Origin of the sequence: Roseibium litorale, from assembly GCF_014842915.1 — a bacterium.
GTDB classification, from domain to species: domain Bacteria; phylum Pseudomonadota; class Alphaproteobacteria; order Rhizobiales; family Stappiaceae; genus Roseibium; species Roseibium litorale.
The window spans coordinates 251515-274346 of the sequence record NZ_JACYXI010000005.1 but is presented as its reverse complement, the minus strand read 5'-3'; the positions used below and the strand labels follow the sequence as shown (position 1 = coordinate 274346).

Genomic DNA, 22832 nt, shown 5'->3' with positions numbered 1-22832 from the left:
TGCATTGCAGGCAAAGGGATATGCGATGCTGAATGATCTGGAACTGGCGGCAGGTGATGTGCAGGGGGATGGCAAGATGGAGCTGCGCCTTTGGCTGCGTCTCTTGTCGACCACGAAGCTGATTTCACAGGAATTGAGGCGCCGCCTGCGCATCGAATTCAACGTCACACTGCCGCAATTCGACGTCCTGGCCCAACTGCACCGGGAACCGGAAGGCCTGAGACTGGGCGATCTCTCCCAGCGCACAATGGTCACCAATGGTAATATCACCGGCCTGGTCGAGCGGCTTGAGACGGACGGCCTTCTGGTGCGTGAACGCCTGCGGGAAGACCGCCGGGTGACGGTTGCCCGGCTGACGGATCAGGGCCGGAGTGAATTCGAGCACATGGCCCATGCGCATGAAAGCTGGCTGAAGGAACTGATGCGCGACATGGATCCGGCGGTGCTGTCCAGCCTCTTTTCGCATATCAGCGAAATCAAGACTGCGGCTCTCACACGTTTTGCGGCGACGGACGAGCTGGACGGCGCCTTAGACTGAACCGACGCGCCGCATGCCCTGATAGCCCGCGCTTCAGACACCCAGATACTGGTCCCGGATACTCTCCGTGATGTCTCCCGGCTTGCCGGTCCAAACGGACTGGCCGTTTTCCAGAATGACGCATTTGTCCGCGACGGGAAGCAGTTCCGACAAAGTCTTGTCGACCACCAGGATCGACAGGCCCTCCTGCTTCAACGTGCGGATTGCGGCCCAGATGTCCTGACGGATCACCGGTGCCAGTCCTTCGGTCGCCTCGTCGAGAATGAGAAGCTTCGGATTGGTCATCAGCGCCCGACCGATGGCCAGCATCTGCTGCTCGCCGCCGGACAAGGTCATGGATGCCTGATGGCGGCGTTCCGCCAGCCGCGGGAACAGGGCATTGACTTTCTCAAGTGTCCAGGGGCCAGGCCGCGCGGCAGCAACCAGGTTCTCATGCACATTCAGCGAGCGGAAGCAGCGCCGCCCTTCCGGCACCAGCCCGATGCCAAGCCGGGCAACCCGGAATGCTGGCATCTTGGCCGTCTTCTGGCCGCCGAAAGTGATCGAACCGGATTTCGCCGGCGTCAGATTGCAGATGGAGCGGATGGTGGTGCTCTTGCCCATGCCGTTCCGTCCCATCAGGGCAACCACTTCGCCTTCCTCCATCGACAGATTGACGCCGAAGAGGGCTTGGCTCGCGCCATAAAAGGTGGCGATGTCCTTGACCTCGAGCAGCATCAGTCGTGATCTCCAAGATAGGCGGTGCGCACGGCAGGATCGCGGCGGATGTCTTCCACCGAGCCTGTGGCGATGATCTTGCCGTAGACCAGAACCGAAATCCGGTCGGCGAGGGCAAACACCGCATCCATGTCATGCTCGACGAGAAGGATTGGCGCTTCCTGTTTCAGGTCTGCGAGGAAGCTTGTTAGGGCGCGGGAGCCTTCCGGTCCCATGCCTGCCATTGGTTCGTCCAGCAGGAAGGCGCGGGAGCCAAGAGCAAGCGCAATGGCGATTTCCAGCTGCCGCCGCTCGCCGTGGGACAGCTCGGCAACCGGCAACGTTGCCCGGCTTGCAAGTCCCACCCGCTCCAGAGCCGCCATGGCGGGCTCTGTCAGTGATTTGTCGCTACGGACCGGTTTGAAAAAACGGAAGCTGGAGCCTTGCCGGGCCTGAACGGCCAGCATGACATTGCGCAGGGCGGAGAACTCCGGCGCGATGGAAGAGATCTGGAAGGTCCGGCCAAGACCCTTGCGGGCCCGGGCCGCGACGCCGAGCTGGGTGATGTCCTCGCCCATGAAACGGATCGTGCCGCTGTTCGGGGCGTGGGTGCCGCAGATCTGGTGGATCAGCGTGGACTTGCCAGCGCCATTCGGTCCGATCAGGGCGTGGATTTCGCCCGGATAGAGATCGAGAGTGACGTCATCCGTGGCGCGCAGGGCGCCAAAGCTTTTGACCAGATTGGAGATCTGAAGAACGGGCTCAGCCATGACGCACCTTTCCGGCCAGGAAGCCAAGAACTCCGCCCCGGGCAAAGAGCACGGTGACAAGAAGGATCAGGCCCAGGAAGAACTGCCAGCGTTCCGTGAGTTCGCCGAGATTGTGCTCGATCAGAACGAAGAGCGCTGCACCGGCCATCGGCCCGAAGAGACGTCCGGTTCCGCCCAGAATGATCAGGACGATGAGCTCCCCGGACATGTGCCATGACATCATGGACGGGCTGACGAAGCGGTTGAGGTCTGCATAGAGCGCCCCGGCCACGGCCGTGATCATGGCCGAGAGAACAAAGGCCGTCAGCTTGACCGGAAAGGGATTGATGCCGACAGCTGCTGCCCGCACTTCGTTTTGCCGGACCACATCCAGGGCAGAGCCGAAACGGGAGCCGCGCAGCACGGCAAGGATTGCAATCCCCGCCATCAGGGCGCCAAAGCAGATCAGGAAGAAGCTCAAGGGCTTCATTGTGTTCACGCCCGGAAAGGCGTTGCGGACGAAGATCGACAAGCCGTCCTCGCCGCCATAGGCGGGCCAGGAAATGGCGAAATAGTAGAGCATCTGGGCAAAGGCCAGGGTGATCATGATGAAATAGACACCGCTGGTGCGGATGCTGATCACGCCGATGACCACGCCTGCCACGGCCGCTGCGAGGGCGGCAACAAGCCAGATCAGCGGCATGGAGTTGCTGCCTTCCAGGCCGAAGATCATCGGGTCACCGGAAAAGGCGTGGCTGCCAAGGATGCCGGCGGCATAGCCGCCGATGCCGAAGAACACCGCATGGCCGAAGGACACCAGACCGCCAAGACCGAGGGCGAGGTTCAGCCCGGTTGCGGCAAGGCCCAGAATGGCGATGCGGGTCGCCAGGGTGATGTAGAAGACCTGGCCAGCCGCCTCTGCGGCAATGGCTGCCGCCAGCAAGGCAAGGGCAAGGGCGGCATTGACGGTCCATTCGCGGGATATCACGTGCGCTTCTCCGTCTCAGGCTGCAAACAGGCCGCGGGGCCTGAAGGCGAGAATAAACGCCATCATGATGTAGATGAGCATGGAAGAGGCCGATCCACCGATGGTTCCGGCCTCGGAAGGCGGCAGCACCGTTGCCAGCAGGTGGGGCAGAAGAAAGCGGCCCATGGTATCGACAACACCGACGAGGAGCGCTGCGAGAAAGGCGCCCTTGATCGATCCGATGCCACCGATGACGATCACGACGAAGGCCAGGATCAGAACCGGTTCGCCCATGCCGACCTGCACGGATTGCAAGGCACCGACCAGGGCACCGGCAAAGCCAGCAAGGGCAGCGCCGAGCGCAAAGACCACCGTGTAGAGCGTGCGGATGTCGACGCCGAGGGCTCCGATCATTTCACGGTCGTTCTCGCCGGCCCGGATGCGGATCCCGAGCCGTGTACGGGTGATGAGCGCCGCAAGACCGAGGGCGATCAGCCCGCCCGCCGCAATCACCGCCAGCCGGTAGGCCGGATACTGGGCGCCTCCAGGCAGCGATACGGCCCCCTGCAGGCTCGAGGGGATGTTCAGGTAGAGCGGGAAAGAGCCGAAGACCCAGCGTGTCCCCTCCGAGAACATCAGGATCAGGGCAAAGGTTGCCAGCACCTGATCCAGGTGGTCCCGGCTATAGAGCCTGCGGATCACCAGAACCTCGATGATGGCTCCTGCGGCCGCCGCCGCAGCCAGACTGGCAATCAGGCCGAGCCAGAAGGAACCTGTAAGGGAAGCGACCGCCGCACAGGCGAAGGCGCCGACCATGTAGAGCGAGCCATGTGCCAGGTTGATCAGGCCCATGACACCGAAGATCAGGGTCAGCCCTGCGGCCATCAGAAACAGCATGACGCCGAGCTGAAGGCCGTTGAGCAATTGCTCTATCGCGAGTGCAGCGGTCACCGTCAGCCCTTACATCTTGCAGTCTTGAGCGTAGGCATCACCATGATCGGTGAAGGCGGTGCCGACGATCTTGTTGGTGTAGGTATCGCCTTCCTTCACCACTTCACGGACGTAGATGTCCTGGATCGGGTGCTGGTTGGTGTTGAACTTGAACTTGCCGCGCGGGGACTGGAAGTCCGCCTTCAGCAGTTCAGCCCGGAAGGCGTCCGTGTTCTTGACGTCTGCCTTGGCGGCAGCGGACAGGATCAGCTGGGCAGCGTCATAGCCCTGCATCGCGTAGATGGACGGCAGACGGTTGTATTCGGCCTTGAAGGCGTCGACAAAGGTCTTGTTGGCTTCGTTGTCCAGATCGTGGGACCACTGGCCGGAGTTCTTCACGCCAAGAGCCGCATCTCCGATGGCGGGCAGAACGTCCTGGCTGAAGGAGAAGCCCGGGCCCATGACCGGAATGTCCACGCCCGACTGGGCATATTGCTTCATGAAGGCGATGCCCATGCCGCCCGGCAGGAACATGAAGACGCCATCGGCTCCGGATGCACGGATCTGGGCGATTTCGGCGGCGTAGTCGGTCTGGCCAAGCTTGGTGTAGATTTCGGAGGCCACTTCACCCTTGAAGTAACGCTTGAAACCGGTCAGCGAGTCTTTGCCGGCCGGATAGTTCGGCGCCAGGATGAACATCTTCTTGTGGCCTTCATTGGCATATTGCCCCATGGCCTCGTGAAGATTGTCGTTCTGGTAAGCGGCATTGAAATAGAGCGGGCTGCAGCCTTTGCCCGCCAGCGGTGCCGGTGCGGCATTGGTGGAAACGTAGAATTTGCCCTGAGCGACAGCGCTGGGCTGCACGGCCATCAGAAGGTTCGACCAGACGATACCGGTCAGAATGTCGACGTTTTCCTGCTGGATCATCTTGTCGGCGAGCTGCACGGCCATTTCCGGCTTCTGGCCATCATCCTCGATCACGACAGAAACATCTTCATTTCCCGCGCGCTTGATGGCCAGCATGAAGCCGTCGCGGGTGTCGACGCCCAGACCGGCCCCACCGCCGGAAAGGGTGGTGATCATGCCGATTTTCACCGGGGCGGCCATGGCGGTGCTGGACACGCCAAGGCTCAATGCCAAAGCTGCAGCGGATAAAATTCTTTTCATAATTCCCTCTCTTTCTTGGAAGGCCTGCCGGTAAACCCATCCCCACCGGCAGAACTCAAGCTATTGTTACTGGATGACTATGCGTCCCGCCAGTTGTCTGGCGGAGACTGTCTCAGTTCTGAAAGGCGTCGAGGTCCTGTTTCAGCCGGAAACGCTGGATCTTGCCGGATTCCGTTTTCGGCAGCGTCCGGAGGAACTCGATCACGCGGGGATATTTGTAGGGAGCAATGACCGACTTGACGTGGTCTTGAAGGGCCTTGGCGGTATCGTCGCAAGGGATCGCATGATCCGACAGCACCACAAAAGCCTTGACGATGTGGCCGCGCGCCTCGTCCGGATGACCGATGACGGCACATTCGCGGACAAAATCATGTTTGAGCAGCGCGGCTTCCACTTCCGGCCCGGCAATGTTGTAGCCGGCGGAAACGATCATGTCGTCGCTGCGGGCGGCAAAATGGAAGTAGCCGTCCTCGTCCTGGATAAAGCTGTCACCGGTCAGGTTCCAGCCGTCCCGGACATAGTCGCGCTGACGGGCATCTGCCAGATAGCGGCAGCCAATCGGACCTCTGACGACCAGTTTGCCCACCGTTCCGCGCGGCACTTCCTTCATGTCGTCATCCACCACCATGGCTTCATAGCCTGCAAGCGGCTTGCCCGTGCAGGCCGGCTTGCTGTCGCCAAGGCGGTTGGAAATAAAGATATGCAGCATTTCCGTCGCCCCGATGCCGTCCAGCATCGGTTTGCCGGTCTTGGCGATCCAGTCTTCATAGACCGGGGCTGGCAAGGTTTCTCCGGCGGAAACGGCAATGCGGAGGGACGATAGATCTGCGCCCTGGCTCATGGCCGTCAGCATTGCCCGGTAGGCGGTGGGGGCGGTGAAGCAGATCGTTGCCTTGTATTTCTGGATGATCTCGATGAGGTTTGGCGGCGTCGCATTTTCAAGCAGAGCGGCGCTGGCCCCGAAGCGCAGGGGAAACACCGCCAGACCACCGAGACCGAAGGTGAAGGCCAATGGCGGCGAGCCGACAAAGACATCCTCAGGCTGAACGTCGAGCACTTCCTTTGCATAGGCATCTGCAATGATCAGAATGTCCCGATGAAAATGCATGGTTGCCTTGGGGAGGCCGGTAGAGCCGGACGTGAAGCCCAGAAGAGCGACATCATCCCGGCTGGTCTTCACCACCTCGAACCTTACGGATTTGTCGAGTGCTGCCCGGTCCAGTTCCGCATCGTGATTGGCGGTTCCGTCAAAGCCGATCACCTGTTGCAGGAAGACGTTGTCCTTGGCGCAGGCGACCATCTCGTCCATCAGCCGCGTGTCGCACAGCGCAAGTGTGATCTCGGCCTTGTCGATGATCTTGGAAAGTTCTCCGGCCCGCAGCATGGGCATGGTGTTGACGACCACCGCGCCAGCCTTTGTCGCAGCCAGCCAGCAGGCGACCATGGCAGGGTTGTTTGCCGAGCGGATGAGGATGCGGTTGCCGGGTTTCACACCGAAGTCTTCCACCAGCGCATTGGCAAGCCGGTTGGTCCAGTCGGTCAGCTCTTTGTAGGTGCGGCGGCGGCCATTGCCGATCAGGGCAACATGGTCGCCAAAGCCCCGTTCGACCATGCGGTCGGTCAGCTCGGCCCCGGCATTCAGCCATTCAGGATAGGAAAAGCCGTCCAGATTGAACTGCGGCCAGTCTTCCATTGGCGGCAGATGATCGCGCGTGAACGTGTCCACGTGCGCTGTTGGTCCCAGTGCAGTCATGTCCCGTCTCTCCAGAAGCGCGTGGCAGCTTTTTTTGTTTTTTCTGCTGTCCACGATTGGCCACCTTTCCGGCAGCTCTTTAATTCAGCATGGCACTGGTTCAGATGGGGATCAAGGAAGAAATTTTAAGCTTATAATAAATCTGATATGAGATTGAAATATTTCATGAAAGTCAAAACGGCGTGACGGCGGAGACGCCATGACGCACAGGATTTAGGCGTTTTGGAAGGAGGTGTCAGAAGGGAAGAGAGGGGAGATCGCAAACGCGCTTGGGTTAAGCGTGGCCGCCTTATTGGGTCATTTTTGATGGCTGTGGGATCAGGCCAGACCTCAGGCAAGCCGGCCGCGCCAGCCAAGTCCGGCGTCTGTGCCCGCAGCCGGGGTGTATTCGCAGCCGAAGTAGCCGTCATAACCTTCGGACAGAAAGCCCGGCAGCAGAGTGCTGTAATCAAGGTCGCCACTTCCCGGTTCCGACCGCTCCGGATAGGAGGCGATCTGGATATGACCGACCAGGTTCTTGTAGGTCCGGTAGCTTCCCGCAACGTCGCCGGTCTCTGCCTGAATGTGGAAGCAGTCGAACATGATCTTCAGGTTCGCCCGCCCGGCGTCCGCTATCAGGCTTGCTGCTTCCGAAATGTGCCTTAGGAAATATCCGGGTGCCTTGGCGTGGCACAAAGGCTCCAGAAGCACGGTCTTGTCCGTCTGGGTGGAGGCGAACTCAAGCGCCTTCAGGAAGGTGTCCCTCGCAGCTGGATCCTGGGTCTTGCCGGAAAGCACGTGAATGGCTTTCGCGCCGATGTCTTCAGCCAGTTCGATGGCCTGGAGGATATCCTGGCGGGCCTGGTCTTCCATGCCCGGAATGGCGGCGCAGCCGGAGGTCTCCGCCATCCGGACATTCAAGCCGCGCACGGAGAGACCGGTGCTGGCCAGAACCTCTTTCAGCGCGGCGCGGTCCGTAAGCTGCCCTTCGTCATGAAACTCGACAGCGTCAAAATCCGCTGCCTTCGCGGCCAGGATCCGGTCCAGAAACGGCCGGTCTTTCCAGAGAAAGCCTGTGTTGGCGGAAAACCGGTAAGCCTTGCTCATGCGTCCCACTCCACATTGAAGGTCTTCACCAGCTGCTCGACGTGATCCTCAGTCAGGAGACGGGGAGACAGGCCGCGGGTCAGAAGAGCGAGCTTGGCAGTCTCCTCAAGTTCTTCCACCGCATAAACCGCAGCTTCCACGTCCTTGCCGGCAACGACCGGACCATGATTGGCGAGCAGCACCGCAGACCGTTTTCCCGCAAGCCCGCGCACGGCTTCCCCCATGGCCGGGTCACCGGGCAGAAAGACGGGGAGCAGCTTGACCTTGCCGAGCTTCATGATCCCGTAAGGGGTCAGGGGCGGCAGAACGTTGTCCGGATCCGTATCGGGCAGCATCGAGAGCGCGACCGAGTGACAGGAATGCAGATGCACCACGGCGCCCGTCTGGGTCCGGGTGTCGTAAAAGGCGGTATGCAGCGGCATTTCCTTGGTCGGCGGATCGCCTGAAAGCAGCCTTCCCTCCTTGGAGAAATGGCTCAGTCTTGCAGGGTCCAGCCGCCCGAGGGACGAGCCGGTGGGGGTCACGAGCAGGGAACCGTCTTCCAGACGTGCAGAGATGTTGCCTGAGGAACCGCCTGTCAGTCCCCGGTCAAACAGGGACTTGGCAAGCAGGCAGATATCTTCCCGCAGCCGGATTTCCGGGCTCATTTCCCCTCCAGAACGCGGGCCGCCTTGATGAAGAAGTCTTCTGCTCCGAAGTTGCCGGACTTGAGTGCGAGCGCCACTTTTCTGCCCTCGATTTTGACCGCGGGAACGCCCGGGTCAATCATCGGCCCGATGCGCAGCGCGGTGGCATCGACAGCCCGCACCACGGCGCCGGAGGTTTCGCCGCCAGCGGAAATGATCCGGGTGAAGCCGCGCTCCAGCGCTTGGCTTGCGAGGTTGGCGAAGAAACCCTCCACCGCTTCCGCGCAGCGGTCCTGGCCGAACCGGTTCTGGGCAGCTTTGACCGAATGAGGGTCGTCAGAGCTGTAGATCAGGGGAAGGCCGCCGCAGCTTTCTGCCCAGTCGAGCAGCTCAGCCGGAGTGAGCCCGCCGATAATCTCCTCGACTTCCACCTTGCGCTGGGCCCCGCCTTCCGCCCTGTGGACGGCGATCTGGTTGCGGGTGGCCGCAGAACAGGACCCGGAAAGGGCAAGGGCCGGGCCGGACACCCCCGACCACTTGGCGGGTTCCCTCTCATCAGCGCGCAAAACCGATGGCAAGCCGAGGCCGATGCCGGAGCCACCAGTAACAAGCGGAAATCCGCGGGCAGCTTCTCCGAGGATGAGGAGATCCTGGTTGCTGACCGCATCGCAAACGATGATCTGCCGCCCGGCCTCTGCTTCATCCAGAAGTGTCTTGCGTGCCTGCCCGGACTGGATGGCGGCCAGGGCAAGGTGTCCGACCGGTCTCTTGGTTTGCCGGGCAAGAAACCGGCGCAGGTCCGGGTCCGTCATTGGGTTGAGCGGGTGATGCTCCATTCCGGATTCAGACAGCAGTTTGTCATGGACGAAGAGATGTCCCTGATAAACGGTTCTGCCAGTCGCCGGAAAGGCCGGACACACGATAACGGGAGCATCCGTCTCCAGCGCATCAATCAGGGCTTCGATCACCGGACCAATGTTGCCTTCGGGCATGCTGTCGAAGGTGGAGCAATATTTGAAGACGATCTGCTTGCATCCTTGTTCCTGCAGCCAGCGCAGGGCGTCGAGGGATTGCTTGACGGCCTCGTCTGCAGGAATGGAGCGGGACTTGAGGGCAATGATGCCTGCGTCCACATCGGCCGCCGCCGGTTTGCCGGGAACGCCAACATATTGCACGGTACGCATGCCGCCCTGGGCGAGCGTTAAGCCGAGATCTGACGATCCTGTAAAATCGTCGCCAATTGCTCCAAGTTTCATTCTGGGTCCCTGGTCTGGGCTGTGAAAGGCGCAGGGAGATTGAGACCTGCGTTGCGGGCATAGACCTTGGCAACAGCTGCGTCATCTTCGTGGCCAAGCCCAGATCCAGCAGCTGCAAGAAATTGCTGCAAGGCTGCTGCCGTCATGGGAGCGGAAAACTGGGCGCTGCGTGCAATATCAAGCACGATGCCCAGATCCTTTGGCCAGATATTAACGGAGGAATGAGCCGTATAATCACCCGCTACAATATGGGGGGCACGATTCTCAAACATCCATGAAGTCCCCGCGCATTTCGGGATCACATCTAGAATTTGCTCCGGCGTGACACCTTGGGTCATGCCGAAGGTAATCGCCTCTGCCATGGCTGCGATGTGCACGCCGGCGAGAAGCTGATTAACTGCCTTCATAGCCGATCCAGCGCCGGGTGTCTCTCCCAGATGGAAGATCGTTTCGGCCATGGCATCCAGTGCGGGCCCTGCCGCAGCAAAAGCTTCAGGAGATCCCGACGCCATAATGGACAGGCGGCCTTGTGCCGCCTTCACCGAACCGCCGGAAATCGGCGCATCCAGATAGAGCAGATCCGAGGCGGTGCAAAGCGCATCCATTTCCCGGGCAAAATCCGGTGCAACGGTCGCGCAGGACACCACCACGGCACCGGGTTTCAGCTGGCCTGAAATCCCGCCCGGTCCAAAAAGCACCTCCCGTGTCTGACTGGCGTTCAGAACGACGACGACCAGAATGTCGAAGTCCTTTGCCGCAGTCGCCAGTGGAGTGGGCTCTCCGCCTTGCCGTGTGAGGTCCTCGACCCGGGCCGCATTCATATCCGCCCCCCAGACCCTGTGTCCTGCCCGCAGCAGGGAGGTGGCCATGCCGAACCCCATCGAGCCGAGACCGATAACGCCGATGTTCTTGCTCACGCTTTCAATCTCCGACTTCGATTGGGGATCCGCTGACTATTGCCCCTGAGCCCAGCGCGGCAGCCAGAGGGCAATGTCCGGATTGAACAGGACAATGGCCAGGGCAAGCAGCTGGATCAGGATGAAGGGGACGAGGGCGCGGAAGATTTCGGACAAGGTCATGTCCTTGGGGGCAACGGACTTCAGGTAGAAGGCTGCCGGCCCGAAGGGCGGGGACAGATAGCTGACCTGCATGTTCATCGCAAAGAGAATGCCGAACCAGACCGGGTCCATGCCGAGCTTAACGACAATCGGCACGAAGATCGGCATGGTCAGCAAGGCAATGCCGATCCAGTCCATGAAGAGACCGAGCACGATCAGGATGCCCATCATGATCAGGATGATCACCATGGGGGAGGCGCCGGAGTTGAGGATCGTGCCCTCGATGAAACGGTTACCGCCCATCAGATTGTAGACGCCCACAAGAGCCGCGGCTCCGAGGCCGATCCAGATGATCATGCCGCAGGTGTCGAGTGTCTGCTGCAGGCTGTCGCGGATCAGCGCCCAGGTGACTTCCCGCCGGATCAAGGCTGCCAGAAACACGCCGACGACGCCCATGGCAGCAGCCTCGGTAACGGAGGCAATGCCGCCATAGATCGAACCGAGAACGAGCACGGCAACGCCGACCGGCAGGACAACACCCTTGAGCTTCGAGAGCTTCTCCCGGAAAGGCATGTCCAGCTCTGCCTGATCCACGGGCGGGCCCATGGACGGGTCCAGCGTGCAGCGGGTGAAGATGTAGATGATATAGAAAGCAGCCAGCAGCAGGCCCGGAATAACCGTTGCCAGGAACAGGTCGCCGATGGAAACGCTGGAAGTCAGGCCATAGACAATCAGCACGATCGACGGCGGGATCATGGTGCCGAGTGATCCGCCCGCGCAGACCGTGCCGATGGCAAGGGCGCGGTTGTATCCGAGGCGCAGCATTTGCGGCAGGGCGATCAGGCCGAGAAGGACGATTTCACCGCCGATAATGCCCGAGATTGCCGCCAGGAAGACCGCAGCAATTAGGGTCTGGATGGCAACCCCGCCTTTGATCCGTCCGGCCAGCAGGCGCATGGCGTCATAAAGATCGCGGGCCATGCCGGAGCGGTCCAGAAGCGACGCCATCAGCACGAACATGGGAATGGCGACGAGAACATATTCGCTGACAAAGCTGTAGATGCGGCTGGAGACCAGAGGCACGCCCATCGGGCCGAACCAGGCGATGGTGAAGAGAATGGCGATAAGACCGGTGACGAAGGCGAGCGGAATTCCGGTCAGGATCATAACCATGATACTGCCGACGAGCAGCAGGGAACCGGTTTCGATGCCGATCGACCGGCCGTACGAGAAGAGATAAAGGCCCCCGGAAATGAGCAGACCCATGACAATCAGGATGCTTAGGACGGCCAGTTTGCTGACCGGATCACCGGATTGGTGGCGGAAGCCGGTGCCCTTGATCGCGGTCCAGATGTGTCCGAGCGACTGTGCGGCCAGGACCGAAGAAGTCACCAGCAGAGCCATCTTGACCAGCGCGGGCGTGACGGGGTTCCAGGCGGAACCGGACCGCTCAAGCCGGAAGTCTCCCTGCGGGGTCCACCAGGATTTCTGCACCATGGTGAAGGCGGCATAGGCAATGGCGATCGCGAAGAACAGGCCCATCAGCGAGTTGACGAAATCCAGAAGCCGCCGGGTACCGCCCTTGGTGCCAAAGTAAATAAGGCCGATGCGGATATGCTTGTCGCCGGCCAGACATTGCATGCCACCATAAAGATAGCAGACGGCAATCAGCGCAATGACGCTTTCATGGGCCCAGATCGTCGGCGCGTTGAAGCCGTAACGGGCCAGGATTTCATAAAGGGAAATCAGTGTCGCCAGCGCAAAGAGGAAGCAGACGAAGGTTCCGGCGCGCAGGATGCCCCGGTCGAGCGCATTTTGCGGCCCGCCCGCTTCATCCGCATGGGCGCGCTTGAGAGCGTCCAGTTGCTCGTCGATCCCGTTTCCTGATCCGAAATCTGGTCCACTCGCATGCATGGCGCCGGACATATTGGCTGCCTTGGAAGCCATTCTTTTCCCTTTCCGCAGTCTGATCTGTGCCGTCATGACGCGCCAGGAGAGGCGGTGAAGCCCCTCCCGCGCAAGCTGCGGATTATTCCTTCACGAGGAGACCGGAGGCGATCAGATAGGCGGTCACGCTGTCATAGGCCTTGCGGGCCATTTCCGAGCGGTCTGCCCACAGGGCCCACTGGGTCTTGGCAATGGCGCGGAACTTGGCGCGCTCTTCATCCGACCAGTTGATCACCGTGATGTCCGGATCGGCATTGGCTTCTGCCACGGCCTTCATGTCTTCCTGCTTCAGCCGGGCCACCATGTCCTGGGCGAAGTCGCGGACGGAAACCGCGAGGATTTCCTTCAGGTCATCCGGCAGCTCGTCATAGATGGCCTTGTTCATGGAAACATCCATCACCGGCATAGAGTGGAAGCCCGGATAGAGCGGATATTTCGCGAACTTGTGCATGCCCTGGGCATGGTTGGTCGAGAACACTGTGTAGTCGGCGGCGTCGATCACGCCCTTTTCCAGCGAAGTGTAGACCTCGGAGCCCGGCAGGTTCACAGGTGCTGCACCTGCTGCGGCGAAGACTTCCTGAACCATGCCTTCCGGTGCGCGCATTTTGACGCCCTTCAGATCCGCCACGCCATGAATTGGCTTGGAAGACAGGAAGGACTCAACGCCTGTCGAAGACGTTCCCATAAACTGAACGCCATAGGGGTTCATCAGCTCGTTGAACAGAGCCTTGCCGCCGCCGTAATTGACGTAGTTGAACATCTGCTGCGGATCGGACCATGCGCCGACCAGGTTGCCGAGCATGGCGAACGCGGGATCCTTGCCGGAGAAATAGGACGGGTCGGAGAAATGCCCCTGCAGAATGCCCGAGCCGACGGCCTCAAGGGTTTCATTGTGCGCAACCACCGTTCCGACAGGAACGACCGTGATGTCGATCCGCCCCGCGCTCATCGTCTTGACGCGAGCCGCCCACTCCTGCTGGTAGGGGAAGAAGTTGTCACCGGCTTGCGCCGACGTCTGGAACGTCCACTGATATTCCTGAGCCTGTGCCGGGGCTGCCAAGGCTGCGGCGAATAGAAGCCCCCCAAAGAGTGTCTTTCCGAAAAGTCCGGTCATTCTCATTCCTCCCAATTCGCTCGAGGGTCGAGAACTCCCCCCAGGCAAAGCTGATTTCACCGAATATCCTCCGCCGGCTCCTCTTCCGGCCGAAGATCGGGTTGACGCGGTTGCCGTCCTGCCTGCAAGATCGACTGGTATCGGTACCGGTATCCATATCAGTAGCAATCAGAAAATGGCAGTGTCAACTGTTAGGATGCAGAGTTTCCGTGGGTGTCCGTGCCGGGTTCAAACGATGCAGTTTTGTTTGCGCAGGAATGGGACGCGCGCGTGCGGCCACGGGAAGTAGATGAAGAAAAAAGCAACTTTGGCTGATGTGGCTGCCGCTGCAGGTGTCAGCAAAATGACGGCGTCACGAGCTCTCAGGGGCGTCCGGGATGTCTCCAAGATCAATATTGCCCGTGTCCGGGAGGCGGCTCAGGAGCTTGGTTACGTCGGCAATTTTCTGGCGGCGTCGCTGTCGAGCCAACGCTCGGACCTGATCGGCGTTGTTGTGCCTAATCTCACGAACATCGTGTTTGCCCAGGTTCTGTCTGGCATTTCGGAAGGCATCGCGGGCAGTGGTGTCCAGCCGGTCTTCGGCGTCACCGACTACGATCTCGACAAGGAATATGACATCATCCGCAACATGCTGTCCTGGCAGCCTGCCGGATTGATCGTGACGGGTCTGGATCTGCCGGAACAGACCCGGCGGCTTCTGGAAAATGCAGAGATTCCTGTGGTCCAGATCATGGATGTGGACGGAGATCCGGTCGATGCCTGTGTCGGCTTTTCCCATATCCGGTCAGGGGAGGAGATCGCTCAGGCGCTGCTCGGGGCTGGGTTGCGAAAGTTTGGCTATGCAGGCTGCGCCCTCACCATGGACGTACGGGCGGCCAAGCGGCGGATCGGTTTCCAGCGCGCGCTTATCCAGAATGGGCTGGATTTTGTCGAAGAGGTCGAAGCATTCGAGCTGTCGTCCATTGCGGCGGGCCGGTCGCTGACGGAGCAGCTTTTGACGAAGGCGCCGGATCTCGACTGCATCTATTACTCGAATGATGATGTTGCCGCAGGAGGGCTGTTCTACTGCATCGAAGCGGGCATTGCCGTCCCGGATCAAGTGGCGCTTGCCGGGTTCAACGGGCTGAGCATTGCCTCCGGTTTTCCGGGACGTATCGCCACCGTGCGCACGCCGCGCCGCGAAATCGGCAAACAGGCGGCGGGGATCATTTGTTCAGCGCTGGAGGGGAAGGTTGTCAGCGGCACTTCCGTTGAACTGGTGCCTCAGGTCGATCTGGGGCTTCTGGAAGGCCGCAGAGGCTGATCCCGCAGCCTCCGGAAAGGAAGGGCTGCGGGATCTGTTTCTTCGTTTTGTGAGACGGCCTTACTCAGCGGCGACCTGCGCCATCGGGTTGTTCGGATGGGTCGTCCAGTTGGCGTAGGTCTCTTCAACCTTCTTGCCGGTGCGCGGATCGGTTTCGCCGGGCGCCATGGCTTCCATGGTGATGCAATCCTGCACCGGACAGACGCTGACGCAAAGGTTACAGCCGACGCACTCGTCGTCCACCACCTCGAACTTGCGCACGCCGTCGACCATGCTGGTGATTGCCTGGTGGGACGTGTCCTCGCAGGCAATGTGGCAACGGCCGCACTTGATGCAGAGATCCTGATTGATCTTTGCCTTGGCGATGTAGTTGAGGTTCAGGTGCTGCCAGTCGGAGCAGTTGGGAACCGCGCGGCCCGTCACCTGATCGATGCTCGTATAGCCGGCGCTGTCCATCCAGTCACTCAGGCCCTCGATCATGTCCTCGACGACCTTGAAGCCATAGGTCATGGCGGCGGTGCAGACCTGCACGGTGCCAGCACCCAGCGCCAGGAACTCGGCCGCATCCCGCCAGGTGGTCACACCGCCGATGCCGGAGATTGGCAGGTCGCGGGTGATCGGGTTACGGGCAATCTCCGCCACCATGTTGAGCGCGATCGGCTTGACCGCCGGGCCGCAATAGCCGCCGTGGGCGCCCTTGCCGTCAATGGTCGGGCTTGGGGCCATGGTGTCCAGATCAACGGAGACGATGGAGTTGATCGTGTTGATCAGCGAGACCGCATCTGCGCCACCCGCATGAGCCGCTTCTGCGGGCTTGCGGATGTCGGTGATGTTCGGTGTCAGCTTCACGATGACGGGCATGCGCGTGTGCTTCTTGCACCAGCGGGTGACCATCTCGATATATTCGGGCACTTGGCCGACCGCCGAACCCATGCCGCGTTCGCTCATGCCATGGGGGCAGCCGAAATTCAGCTCGACACCGTCCGCCTCGGTGTCTTCCACCTGCTTCAGGATATCGATCCAGTTCTGCTCCTCGCAAGGGACCATCAGGGAGACGACGAGTGCCCGGTCCTTCCAGTCGCGCTTCACGCGCTTGATTTCCTGAAGGTTCAGCTCCAGCGGCCGGTCGGTGATCAACTCGATGTTGTTGAGGCCGAGCAGCTGGCGGTCCTTGCCGTGAATGGCGCCATAACGCGGGCCGTTCACATTGACGACCGGCATGCCGTCGCCAAGGGTCTTCCAGACCACGCCACCCCAGCCGGCCTTGTATGCGCGGACGACGTTATATTCCTTGTCCGTCGGCGGCGCGGATGCGAGCCAGAACGGGTTCGGCGATTTGATGCCGACAAAATTGCTTCTCAGATCAGCCATGATGAGATCTCCGCCTTAGACAGAAAGGGTGCGGTGAATGGCTTCCGCCGCGACTTTGCCGTCCTCGACGGCTGCCACGGTCAGATCCTCTCCGCCCAGCACGCAGTCCCCGCCGGCCCACACTTTGGCCAGGCTGGTCTTGCGCTCTTCATCGACGACAATCTTGCCCTTCTCGATGGCAATCTTGCCGGCTGATCCGTTCAGGTCTTCCTTCACAAGTGTCTGGCCAACGGCCTTGAAAACCATGTCGGCAGGCAGAGTGATGAACTCGCCCGTTCCAGACAGGCTGCCGTCCGCACCCACGCTCGTCTTTTCCAGTTCGATCGCGGTGATGCTGCCATTTGCCCCGACCAGTGCACGCGGCTGGGCGTTGGTCAGGATCTTGACCCCATTGGTCTGGGCCAGATGCTGCTCGTATTCGCTGGCATTCATCCGGTCCTGGCCGCGGCGGTAGGCGATGGTCACGTCTTCCGCGCCCAGAAGCTTGGTCTGAACGGCAATGTCGACAGCGGTCATGCCGCCGCCGATGACCACAACGCGGCGGCCGACGGGAAGCGCGGAAAGATCGTCCGCCTGGCGCAGATCAGCGATATAGTCGACCGCATCCAGAACGCCGTCCTTGGTTTCCCCAGCAAGACCCAGGGCGTTGACGCCGCCAAGGCCGATGCTGAGGAACACGGCATCATAATCTGCTTGAAGATCTGCCAGGTTGAGGTCCGCGCCGAGTCGCTTGCCGGTTTGCACCTCGATCCCGCCGATGCTGAGGATAAAAGCCACTTCGCGCGCGGCGAAATCGTCAACGGACTTGTAGGAGGCGATGCCGAATTCGTTCAGGCCGCCCAGCTTTTCGCGGGCATCAAACAGGGTCACATCATGACCATGCACGGCCAGGCGGTGAGCGCAGGAAAGGCCGGCCGGGCCTGCGCCGACAACAGCAACCTTCTTGCCGGTGGACGGGGCCCGGGTGAACGGGGTCGTCTCATGGGTGCTCATGTAATGATCGGTGGCATAGCGCTGAAGCTGACCGATCTTGACCGGTTTGCCTTCGGCCTCGTTGCGCACACAAACCTGCTCGCACAGGGTTTCTGTCGGGCAAACCCGGGCGCACATGCCGCCGAGAATGTTCTGCTCGAAGATCGTGCGGGCGGAACCGGTCGGGTTGCCGGTCGAAATCTGGCGGATGAACTGGGGAATGTCGATGCTGGTCGGGCAGGCCTGCATGCAGGGAGCGTCATAGCAGAAATAGCAGCGGTCGGCTTCCACATAGGCTTCATGGGTGTCCAGAAGCGGGTGAAGGTCGCTGAACTTTTCGGCGTATGCGTCCTTAGGCAAGCGCCCCGCAGCAATGTCGGGAGCGGCTGTCGTCTCGGTCATTATGACCTCCGGATCAAATGGCGATGTCGATTTCAGACGCTTCTTTCTTTTGGTGAAGAAGCTGTCTTGGACATGGAAGAAAAATTTGAACAGTTAGTCAAATATTTTTATAAGGCAAAATAACTTGATGATTTTATTCAAGAAATAAAACTGATTGAATTCAGCGTGTTACTAAAAAGCGCGCTTGTGATTAAAATGGCGCCATAGCCCGAAAATGGGCAAGGAAAGGGCGTCCAGGTTTGAAAAAGCGCTGCGTACCGCCCGGATCGGGGGATGATGCAAAGCAAACTCTCACCGTTCTGCCGGGGACAGGGGGCCCCGGGTCTCGCGATTCTCGCCCCGGGGTGACCTAAGGTTAGGATATTATCCTACTCCGGGTACCAAAGCCGCGCGCTTTCTGCGCCGCGGTCGATGATGACATGGGTGTTGGCGAAAACCCGGTAGCTATGGCTCCAGTCACCGTCCGGCCAGCGGACGCGGACTTGCGCGCGCTCGGAAACTCCGAGGCCGAAATGCAGGAAGGTGCTTTGCCCGGAGGCATGACCGCCGCCGATTTGCACGTCGCGCACGATGGTGCGGTTGCCGATCTTCACGCTGACCTTTGCGCCCACCCCATGAGGGTTGGCCATCTTTGGCTGCTGGATTTCAACGGCCAGCCAGTTCCCCAGAGGCCGGGGCGTTTCGGCCGTGCCTGCGCCCGTGTTCCGGAACAGGCTGGCCGGGCCGGAGCGGTTCACGACCACCAGATCGAGCAGGCCGTCCATGTTGAAATCCGCCAGACCTGCGCCACGTCCGCGGCGTTCAAGGGCAATTCCTGACTGGTCACCAGTTTCGACGAAGGTGTTGTCCCACTGGCCGAGCAGCAAATTGTCCGGGTCATAGGCCGCGAAATCCGGCATGGCCTCCACATTGCCCTTGGCGATGTACAGGTCCCAGAGGCTGTCGTTGTTGACATCCTGGAACTCCGAATGCCAGCCGGTCGAGGGGCGCAGATCCGTGCCCGTATAGGGTCTGTGTGCCGTAACACCCTTTTCGAAGGCGATGTCCCGGTAAACCGGCACGGTCTCATCCGCCTCGTCATCAAGGGTCTGAAGCTTAGTGTCGCCCATGCTGGTGAGGGCAAATTCCGGATAGCCGTCCACATCCAGGTCGATGGACGCGATGCCCATGCCCCAGATCTTCAGATGACGCCAGCCGTCGGCCCGGCGGTAAGCCCGGGCGGGGCGATCCGCAGGCAGGGCCCAGAGCTGCTCTTCACCGCCCCGGTAATATTGCCGGTCGTTGGAGATCCGCAAGGAAGGTTCTCCCGAGCGGTTCCAGTCGGTGAAAAGCATGGAAAGGGCGCAGTAGCCGGGGCTCAAACGTGCGGCTTCCGAATAATTCGGGCGATCTGTTGCGGTTCCTTGCGGCCGGAAGAGGAAATTGTCGTGGCAGGTGCCCCAGGGGGATCCTGGCGCGGACCGGTCCACATAATTGCCGAAGGCGAGGGTGGGGAAGGTCGCACCTTGTTCCCAAAGGGCGGAGAAGGCTGTCGTCCATTCCTTGCCGCCATCAAAGGCGAGGGAACGGTTGGCGGTCTCGAACCGGCATTCGCCAAGACCTTTCAGAAGCAGGTTTTCGCCCAGCCGCAGGACGGCCAGATCCATCTTGCCGTCGTTGTCGAAATCGAGCGGATAGGCGCCGCTTATGTTGGTGCCGAGCCGGTCATCAAGGCCCGTGTCCTGCGCTTTGAAAGACAGGGCGCCGCCTGTCGGGCTCTGGTTCATATAGAGGCTCGATGGGTTCTTGCCGCCTGCCATGAAGAGGTCCGGTCTGCGGTCACCGTTGCAGTCGAAGATCGCGACGCCGCCACCAACAAAGAACTCCCAGGGGCCGTCATAGCTGTGGGAGACGCCAGCGCTTGCTGCTTCTTCCACAAAATGCGGCACGGGTGCCAGTGAGGCGCGGCGTTCTTCGGCGTGGAGGCTAAGGCTGGTTCCCGCGAGAACCGCGCTGGCAGTGAGCGTGGCGGTGACTTTATTGATCATTTTGCGCAGGTGGCTCATTGGGTGATCTCCAGACTGCGCAGGAAGGCGATGATCGACTGCTTTTCCTCTTCAGGCAGTGCGGAGTAGGTCTTGCGGGCCTCTGTTGCCTCGCCGCCATGGGCCTCGATGACTTCGTCCAGTGTCGTCAGGTCACCGCGGTGGCCATAGGGAGCCGTGCTGCCGATGCCCCAAAGTTCCGCAGTCAGGAAAACGTCGCGGGCCACAAAACGCTGGCTCAGGAGTTCGTTGCCGAGCGTGTCGCGCGCGGCGTCTGCGATCCTGTGGCGCTTGAGGTCGCCGAAAAGCGGCACCAGAACCCGGCCCCTGTCGTCGCGCGGCAGGGTTTTCACCCACTCGAAACTGGAAAAATCGATGGCGATCGGCGCCTCGACATCAGAGGGACGCAGGGTTCCGGCTCCCTCATAGGGGCCGGGATCCAGGAATGTCAGACTGTCCAGCGGCAAAGACGGACGGTGGCATTCGGCGCAGCCTGTCTTTGAGAACAGCTCCTCTCCGTGAGCGGCAGCTGTCTGCCATTCCTCGGGTAGGTCAGTTTTTCGTCCTGGAGGAGGTAGGGTTGCCTGCCAAGCGACGAGCGCCGAAATCTGGCCACGGCTCAGCTCATCCTCCACGCCGTCGCCATCGAAATCGGCGGTTCCTGTCCATTCGGTGCCGAAACGCTCCACGGGCTGCATGCCGTGATGCTGGTTCATCGCATTGACGGTGAACTGGCGGAGAGACGCGAAAACGCCCTTCTGGCTGAAAGGACGAAGGGTTAAATCGTGGTCGATGCCTTCCACAGCAGAAACGTCCAGCGATCCGTCCGGATGCGCAACGAGTTTGCCGAAGGTCACGCCCTTGGTCTCGAGCGGTTGTGTCACGGGCGCGCCCTCAGCGCGGGCTTTCTTCAAGGCCGCGCTGCGCTGAGCGCGCAGGTCTGCGGTCATTTCACGGGCAAGCAGTTCGATCAGGCCAGCACCGAACATGGAGTTGGTGCCGCGTTCGTTTGAAAACTGAGGGTCGGACGTGTCGAAATCGGCGCTTTCAAAGCCTTCGGACACGAAAACATTGGCGGTGAAATCGCCCGCACCGCCGGCAAAGGGCACGTTGTGGCAAGAGGCGCAGGCATTGGCATCAAGACCGGCCATGCGCTGGAACATGGTTTGTGCCGGACGGCGGCGCTTGGTCGGCACGATGGCCTGCGTCGCTTCAGGACGCCCGGCCCCCTCCTTGAGGGTAAACTTTCCCTCGAACAGCCGCTGGCCGAGATCGATCAGCTGCTCAGTGGCTGCGGGACCCTGCTTTGCCACAGTATCGAAATCAAGAGCGCGGGTGACACGCTCATCCCAGGGGGGCGGGGCCTTGGCCTCATCCGCCAGGCTCATGGCGGCCGGCAGCAGCAAGACGATTGCCGAAGAGATCAGGACCTTCCTCATGAGCGCATCTCCCCCGTCTGTCGTCCGTCCGTCTCTGTGTGAGCCGGGCGTTTTTGCTTCTGGCTGCCGGAATACCCAAGATCGAGCCGTTCCATCGCCTGAGCAATCAATCCCCGCCTGATGAAGTCCTCTTCCCAGGGCATGACGTCGATGACGAAATTCTGACGGAGATCCGCGACAAGGGCTTCTTCAAGACCGTCTTGCATGCCTTGTTCCATAAAGGAAAAGGCCCGCATTGCTGCACCCGTCAGCACAATGCGGCTCGGGTCGATGATGGCGAGAAGACGGGCAAGGCCGTAGCCCAGAACCCTTCCGGCCTTGGCAAAGGTTTCCAGCGCGGATGTGTCGCCCTGCTGCGCCCTGGTGATCAGAGCCGCCAGTCCGGCAACGCCTGCATCCACATCATCAGGATCCGTCGTCTCCGGAAGATGGGAGGCAGCGCGCACCAGCGCATAATCAGAAAGATAGGCTTCCATGCAGCCGCGCTTGCCGCAGCGGCACAAGGCGCCGCCGGGAACATGGTTGGCGTGGCCGAACTCCGCCGCCTTGCCGCTGGCGCCCGCAAACAGCTTGTTGTCGAGGTAGAGGCCCATGCCGACACCGTAATCCAGCATCACAACGGCGAAAGTGCCGCTGTAGGTGCCAGGGTCGGACCAGTGCAGGGCTTCGGTGATCATGTTGGTATCGTTGGACAGCAGGCAGCGGGCATTGAAAGCGGCCTGAAGCGGTTCGACAATCGGGATATTGCGCCCGCTGAAAGCAGGGCTCCAGACAACGCAGCCACTGCTGAGTTCGACAACGCCCTGGGCGGCGACGCCGATTTCCCGGATCTTGTTCTCGACAAGGCCAGCATCCGCAATGAAGCCGCGGATCGCTATAATCAGGACCTGAGGGAAGTTTTTTTCATCGGCTTTCGAACTGTCGAAAGCGACCTTGGAGGTTTGAACCGTTTCGCCGGCGAAATTCGCCAGGGCTATGTCGATGGCATTGACAGACAGGCGGATGCCGAGAACACAGGCCGCATCAGGATTGAGCTGCAGCAGGGAGCGGGGACGGCCACGGCTCAGTGGCGCCTTTGGCTCATCGCTTTCGATGCCTTCGATAAGTCCCTGGTCGAGCAAATCCGACGTGATGGCCGTAACCGTCGCGGGGCTAAGTCTTGTGATCTGGCCAAGATCAATACGTGCCAGAGGGCCATTCCGGCGCAAAGTCTGAAGAATAATGCTTCTGTTTTGCCGCCGGATCTGATCCCGATCCGCCTTTTTTGTCATCCTTCCGGCTGTCCCTCAGAAGTTTCCTCTCTTAACCGTCGTTGCGGTTTTTTGCCGGATTCCTGCAAGCTGGAGGCCTGCGGATCGCGTGCTTATGAAAACCATGTTGACAGGAGCCGCGCTTTAGAGCAACTTTTTTTCGGGCAGTAAAAAAAATAAGACC

The 22832-nt window shown here is 60.6% G+C and carries 19 protein-coding genes; 2 read left to right on the top strand and 17 right to left on the bottom strand.

The annotated features are described in order from the left end of the window. Positions 1-25 precede the first annotated feature (25 nt). Positions 26-538: a MarR family winged helix-turn-helix transcriptional regulator gene (locus tag IG616_RS10385; protein ID WP_192148083.1), complete on the top strand. Its 513-nt coding sequence runs from the start codon at positions 26-28 to the stop codon at positions 536-538. A 33-nt stretch (positions 539-571) separates the two neighbouring features. Here IG616_RS10385 and IG616_RS10380 read toward each other — a convergent pair whose 3' ends face one another. The 12 genes from IG616_RS10380 to IG616_RS10325 all read right to left on the bottom strand — a co-directional run bounded on the left by IG616_RS10380 (position 572) and on the right by IG616_RS10325 (position 13887). Continuing rightward, the gene (locus IG616_RS10380; protein ID WP_209007437.1) at positions 572-1258 is read right to left on the bottom strand and encodes an ABC transporter ATP-binding protein; all 687 of its coding nucleotides are present in this window, start codon (positions 1256-1258) and stop codon (positions 572-574) included. Next, complete coding sequence (locus IG616_RS10375) at positions 1255-2004, bottom strand: ABC transporter ATP-binding protein (protein ID WP_192148081.1); 750 nt, start codon at positions 2002-2004, stop codon at positions 1255-1257. Before IG616_RS10375 ends, IG616_RS10380 begins: the two co-directional genes overlap by 4 nt. Further along, the gene (locus tag IG616_RS10370) at positions 1997-2968 is read right to left on the bottom strand and encodes an ABC transporter permease subunit (protein WP_192148108.1); all 972 of its coding nucleotides are present in this window, start codon (positions 2966-2968) and stop codon (positions 1997-1999) included. Before IG616_RS10370 ends, IG616_RS10375 begins: the two co-directional genes overlap by 8 nt. Positions 2969-2986: 18 nt before the next feature. After that, positions 2987-3901, bottom strand: a complete 915-nt coding sequence (locus tag IG616_RS10365; RefSeq protein ID WP_192148080.1) for an ABC transporter permease subunit — start codon at positions 3899-3901, stop codon at positions 2987-2989. A 9-nt stretch (positions 3902-3910) separates the two neighbouring features. After that, positions 3911-5047, bottom strand: a complete 1137-nt coding sequence (locus tag IG616_RS10360; RefSeq protein WP_192148079.1) for an ABC transporter substrate-binding protein — start codon at positions 5045-5047, stop codon at positions 3911-3913. 112 nt (positions 5048-5159) lie between these two features. Next, the gene (locus IG616_RS10355; protein WP_192148078.1) at positions 5160-6800 is read right to left on the bottom strand and encodes an AMP-binding protein; all 1641 of its coding nucleotides are present in this window, start codon (positions 6798-6800) and stop codon (positions 5160-5162) included. A gap of 330 nt (positions 6801-7130) precedes the next feature. Continuing rightward, positions 7131-7886, bottom strand: a complete 756-nt coding sequence (locus IG616_RS10350) for a hydroxypyruvate isomerase family protein (protein ID WP_192148077.1) — start codon at positions 7884-7886, stop codon at positions 7131-7133. Continuing rightward, positions 7883-8533: a 3-oxo-tetronate 4-phosphate decarboxylase gene (gene otnC / locus IG616_RS10345; protein ID WP_192148076.1), complete on the bottom strand. Its 651-nt coding sequence runs from the start codon at positions 8531-8533 to the stop codon at positions 7883-7885. The genes IG616_RS10350 and otnC overlap by 4 nt, the downstream gene beginning before the upstream one ends. Further along, positions 8530-9768, bottom strand: a complete 1239-nt coding sequence (gene otnK, locus IG616_RS10340) for a 3-oxo-tetronate kinase (RefSeq protein WP_192148075.1) — start codon at positions 9766-9768, stop codon at positions 8530-8532. Before otnK ends, otnC begins: the two co-directional genes overlap by 4 nt. Next, on the bottom strand, positions 9765-10649 hold the full coding sequence (ltnD, locus tag IG616_RS10335; protein WP_209007434.1) for an L-threonate dehydrogenase: 885 nt from the start codon (positions 10647-10649) through the stop codon (positions 9765-9767). The genes otnK and ltnD overlap by 4 nt, the downstream gene beginning before the upstream one ends. Positions 10650-10721: 72 nt before the next feature. Further along, positions 10722-12773 carry a TRAP transporter large permease subunit gene (locus IG616_RS10330; RefSeq protein ID WP_209007421.1) on the bottom strand — a complete coding sequence of 684 codons (2052 nt, stop codon included), beginning with the start codon at positions 12771-12773 and terminating at the stop codon, positions 10722-10724. A gap of 82 nt (positions 12774-12855) precedes the next feature. Then, positions 12856-13887 (bottom strand): TRAP transporter substrate-binding protein, encoded by a 1032-nt coding sequence (locus IG616_RS10325; RefSeq protein ID WP_209007420.1) that lies wholly within the window; start codon positions 13885-13887, stop codon positions 12856-12858. Between the two features lie 289 nt (positions 13888-14176). Here IG616_RS10325 and IG616_RS10320 point away from each other — a divergent pair, with 289 nt between their 5' ends. Further along, positions 14177-15190 carry a LacI family DNA-binding transcriptional regulator gene (locus IG616_RS10320; RefSeq protein ID WP_192148073.1) on the top strand — a complete coding sequence of 338 codons (1014 nt, stop codon included), beginning with the start codon at positions 14177-14179 and terminating at the stop codon, positions 15188-15190. A 60-nt stretch (positions 15191-15250) separates the two neighbouring features. On the opposite strand, the gene preA is transcribed toward IG616_RS10320, so the two are convergent. From preA to IG616_RS10295, 5 genes are all read right to left on the bottom strand, one after another. Next, a complete protein-coding gene (preA, locus tag IG616_RS10315; RefSeq protein WP_192148072.1) occupies positions 15251-16561 on the bottom strand; it encodes an NAD-dependent dihydropyrimidine dehydrogenase subunit PreA in 1311 nt (436 codons plus the stop codon). A gap of 15 nt (positions 16562-16576) precedes the next feature. Continuing rightward, positions 16577-17935, bottom strand: coding sequence for an NAD(P)-dependent oxidoreductase (locus IG616_RS10310; protein WP_192148071.1), 1359 nt, complete (start codon positions 17933-17935; stop codon positions 16577-16579). 368 nt (positions 17936-18303) lie between these two features. Continuing rightward, positions 18304-19980 (bottom strand): CRTAC1 family protein, encoded by a 1677-nt coding sequence (locus IG616_RS10305; protein ID WP_246476181.1) that lies wholly within the window; start codon positions 19978-19980, stop codon positions 18304-18306. Beyond that, positions 19977-21398, bottom strand: coding sequence for a di-heme oxidoredictase family protein (locus IG616_RS10300; RefSeq protein WP_192148070.1), 1422 nt, complete (start codon positions 21396-21398; stop codon positions 19977-19979). Before IG616_RS10300 ends, IG616_RS10305 begins: the two co-directional genes overlap by 4 nt. Then, the gene (locus IG616_RS10295) at positions 21395-22669 is read right to left on the bottom strand and encodes an ROK family transcriptional regulator (RefSeq protein ID WP_192148069.1); all 1275 of its coding nucleotides are present in this window, start codon (positions 22667-22669) and stop codon (positions 21395-21397) included. The genes IG616_RS10300 and IG616_RS10295 overlap by 4 nt, the downstream gene beginning before the upstream one ends. Between the last annotated feature and the right edge of the window lie 163 nt (positions 22670-22832).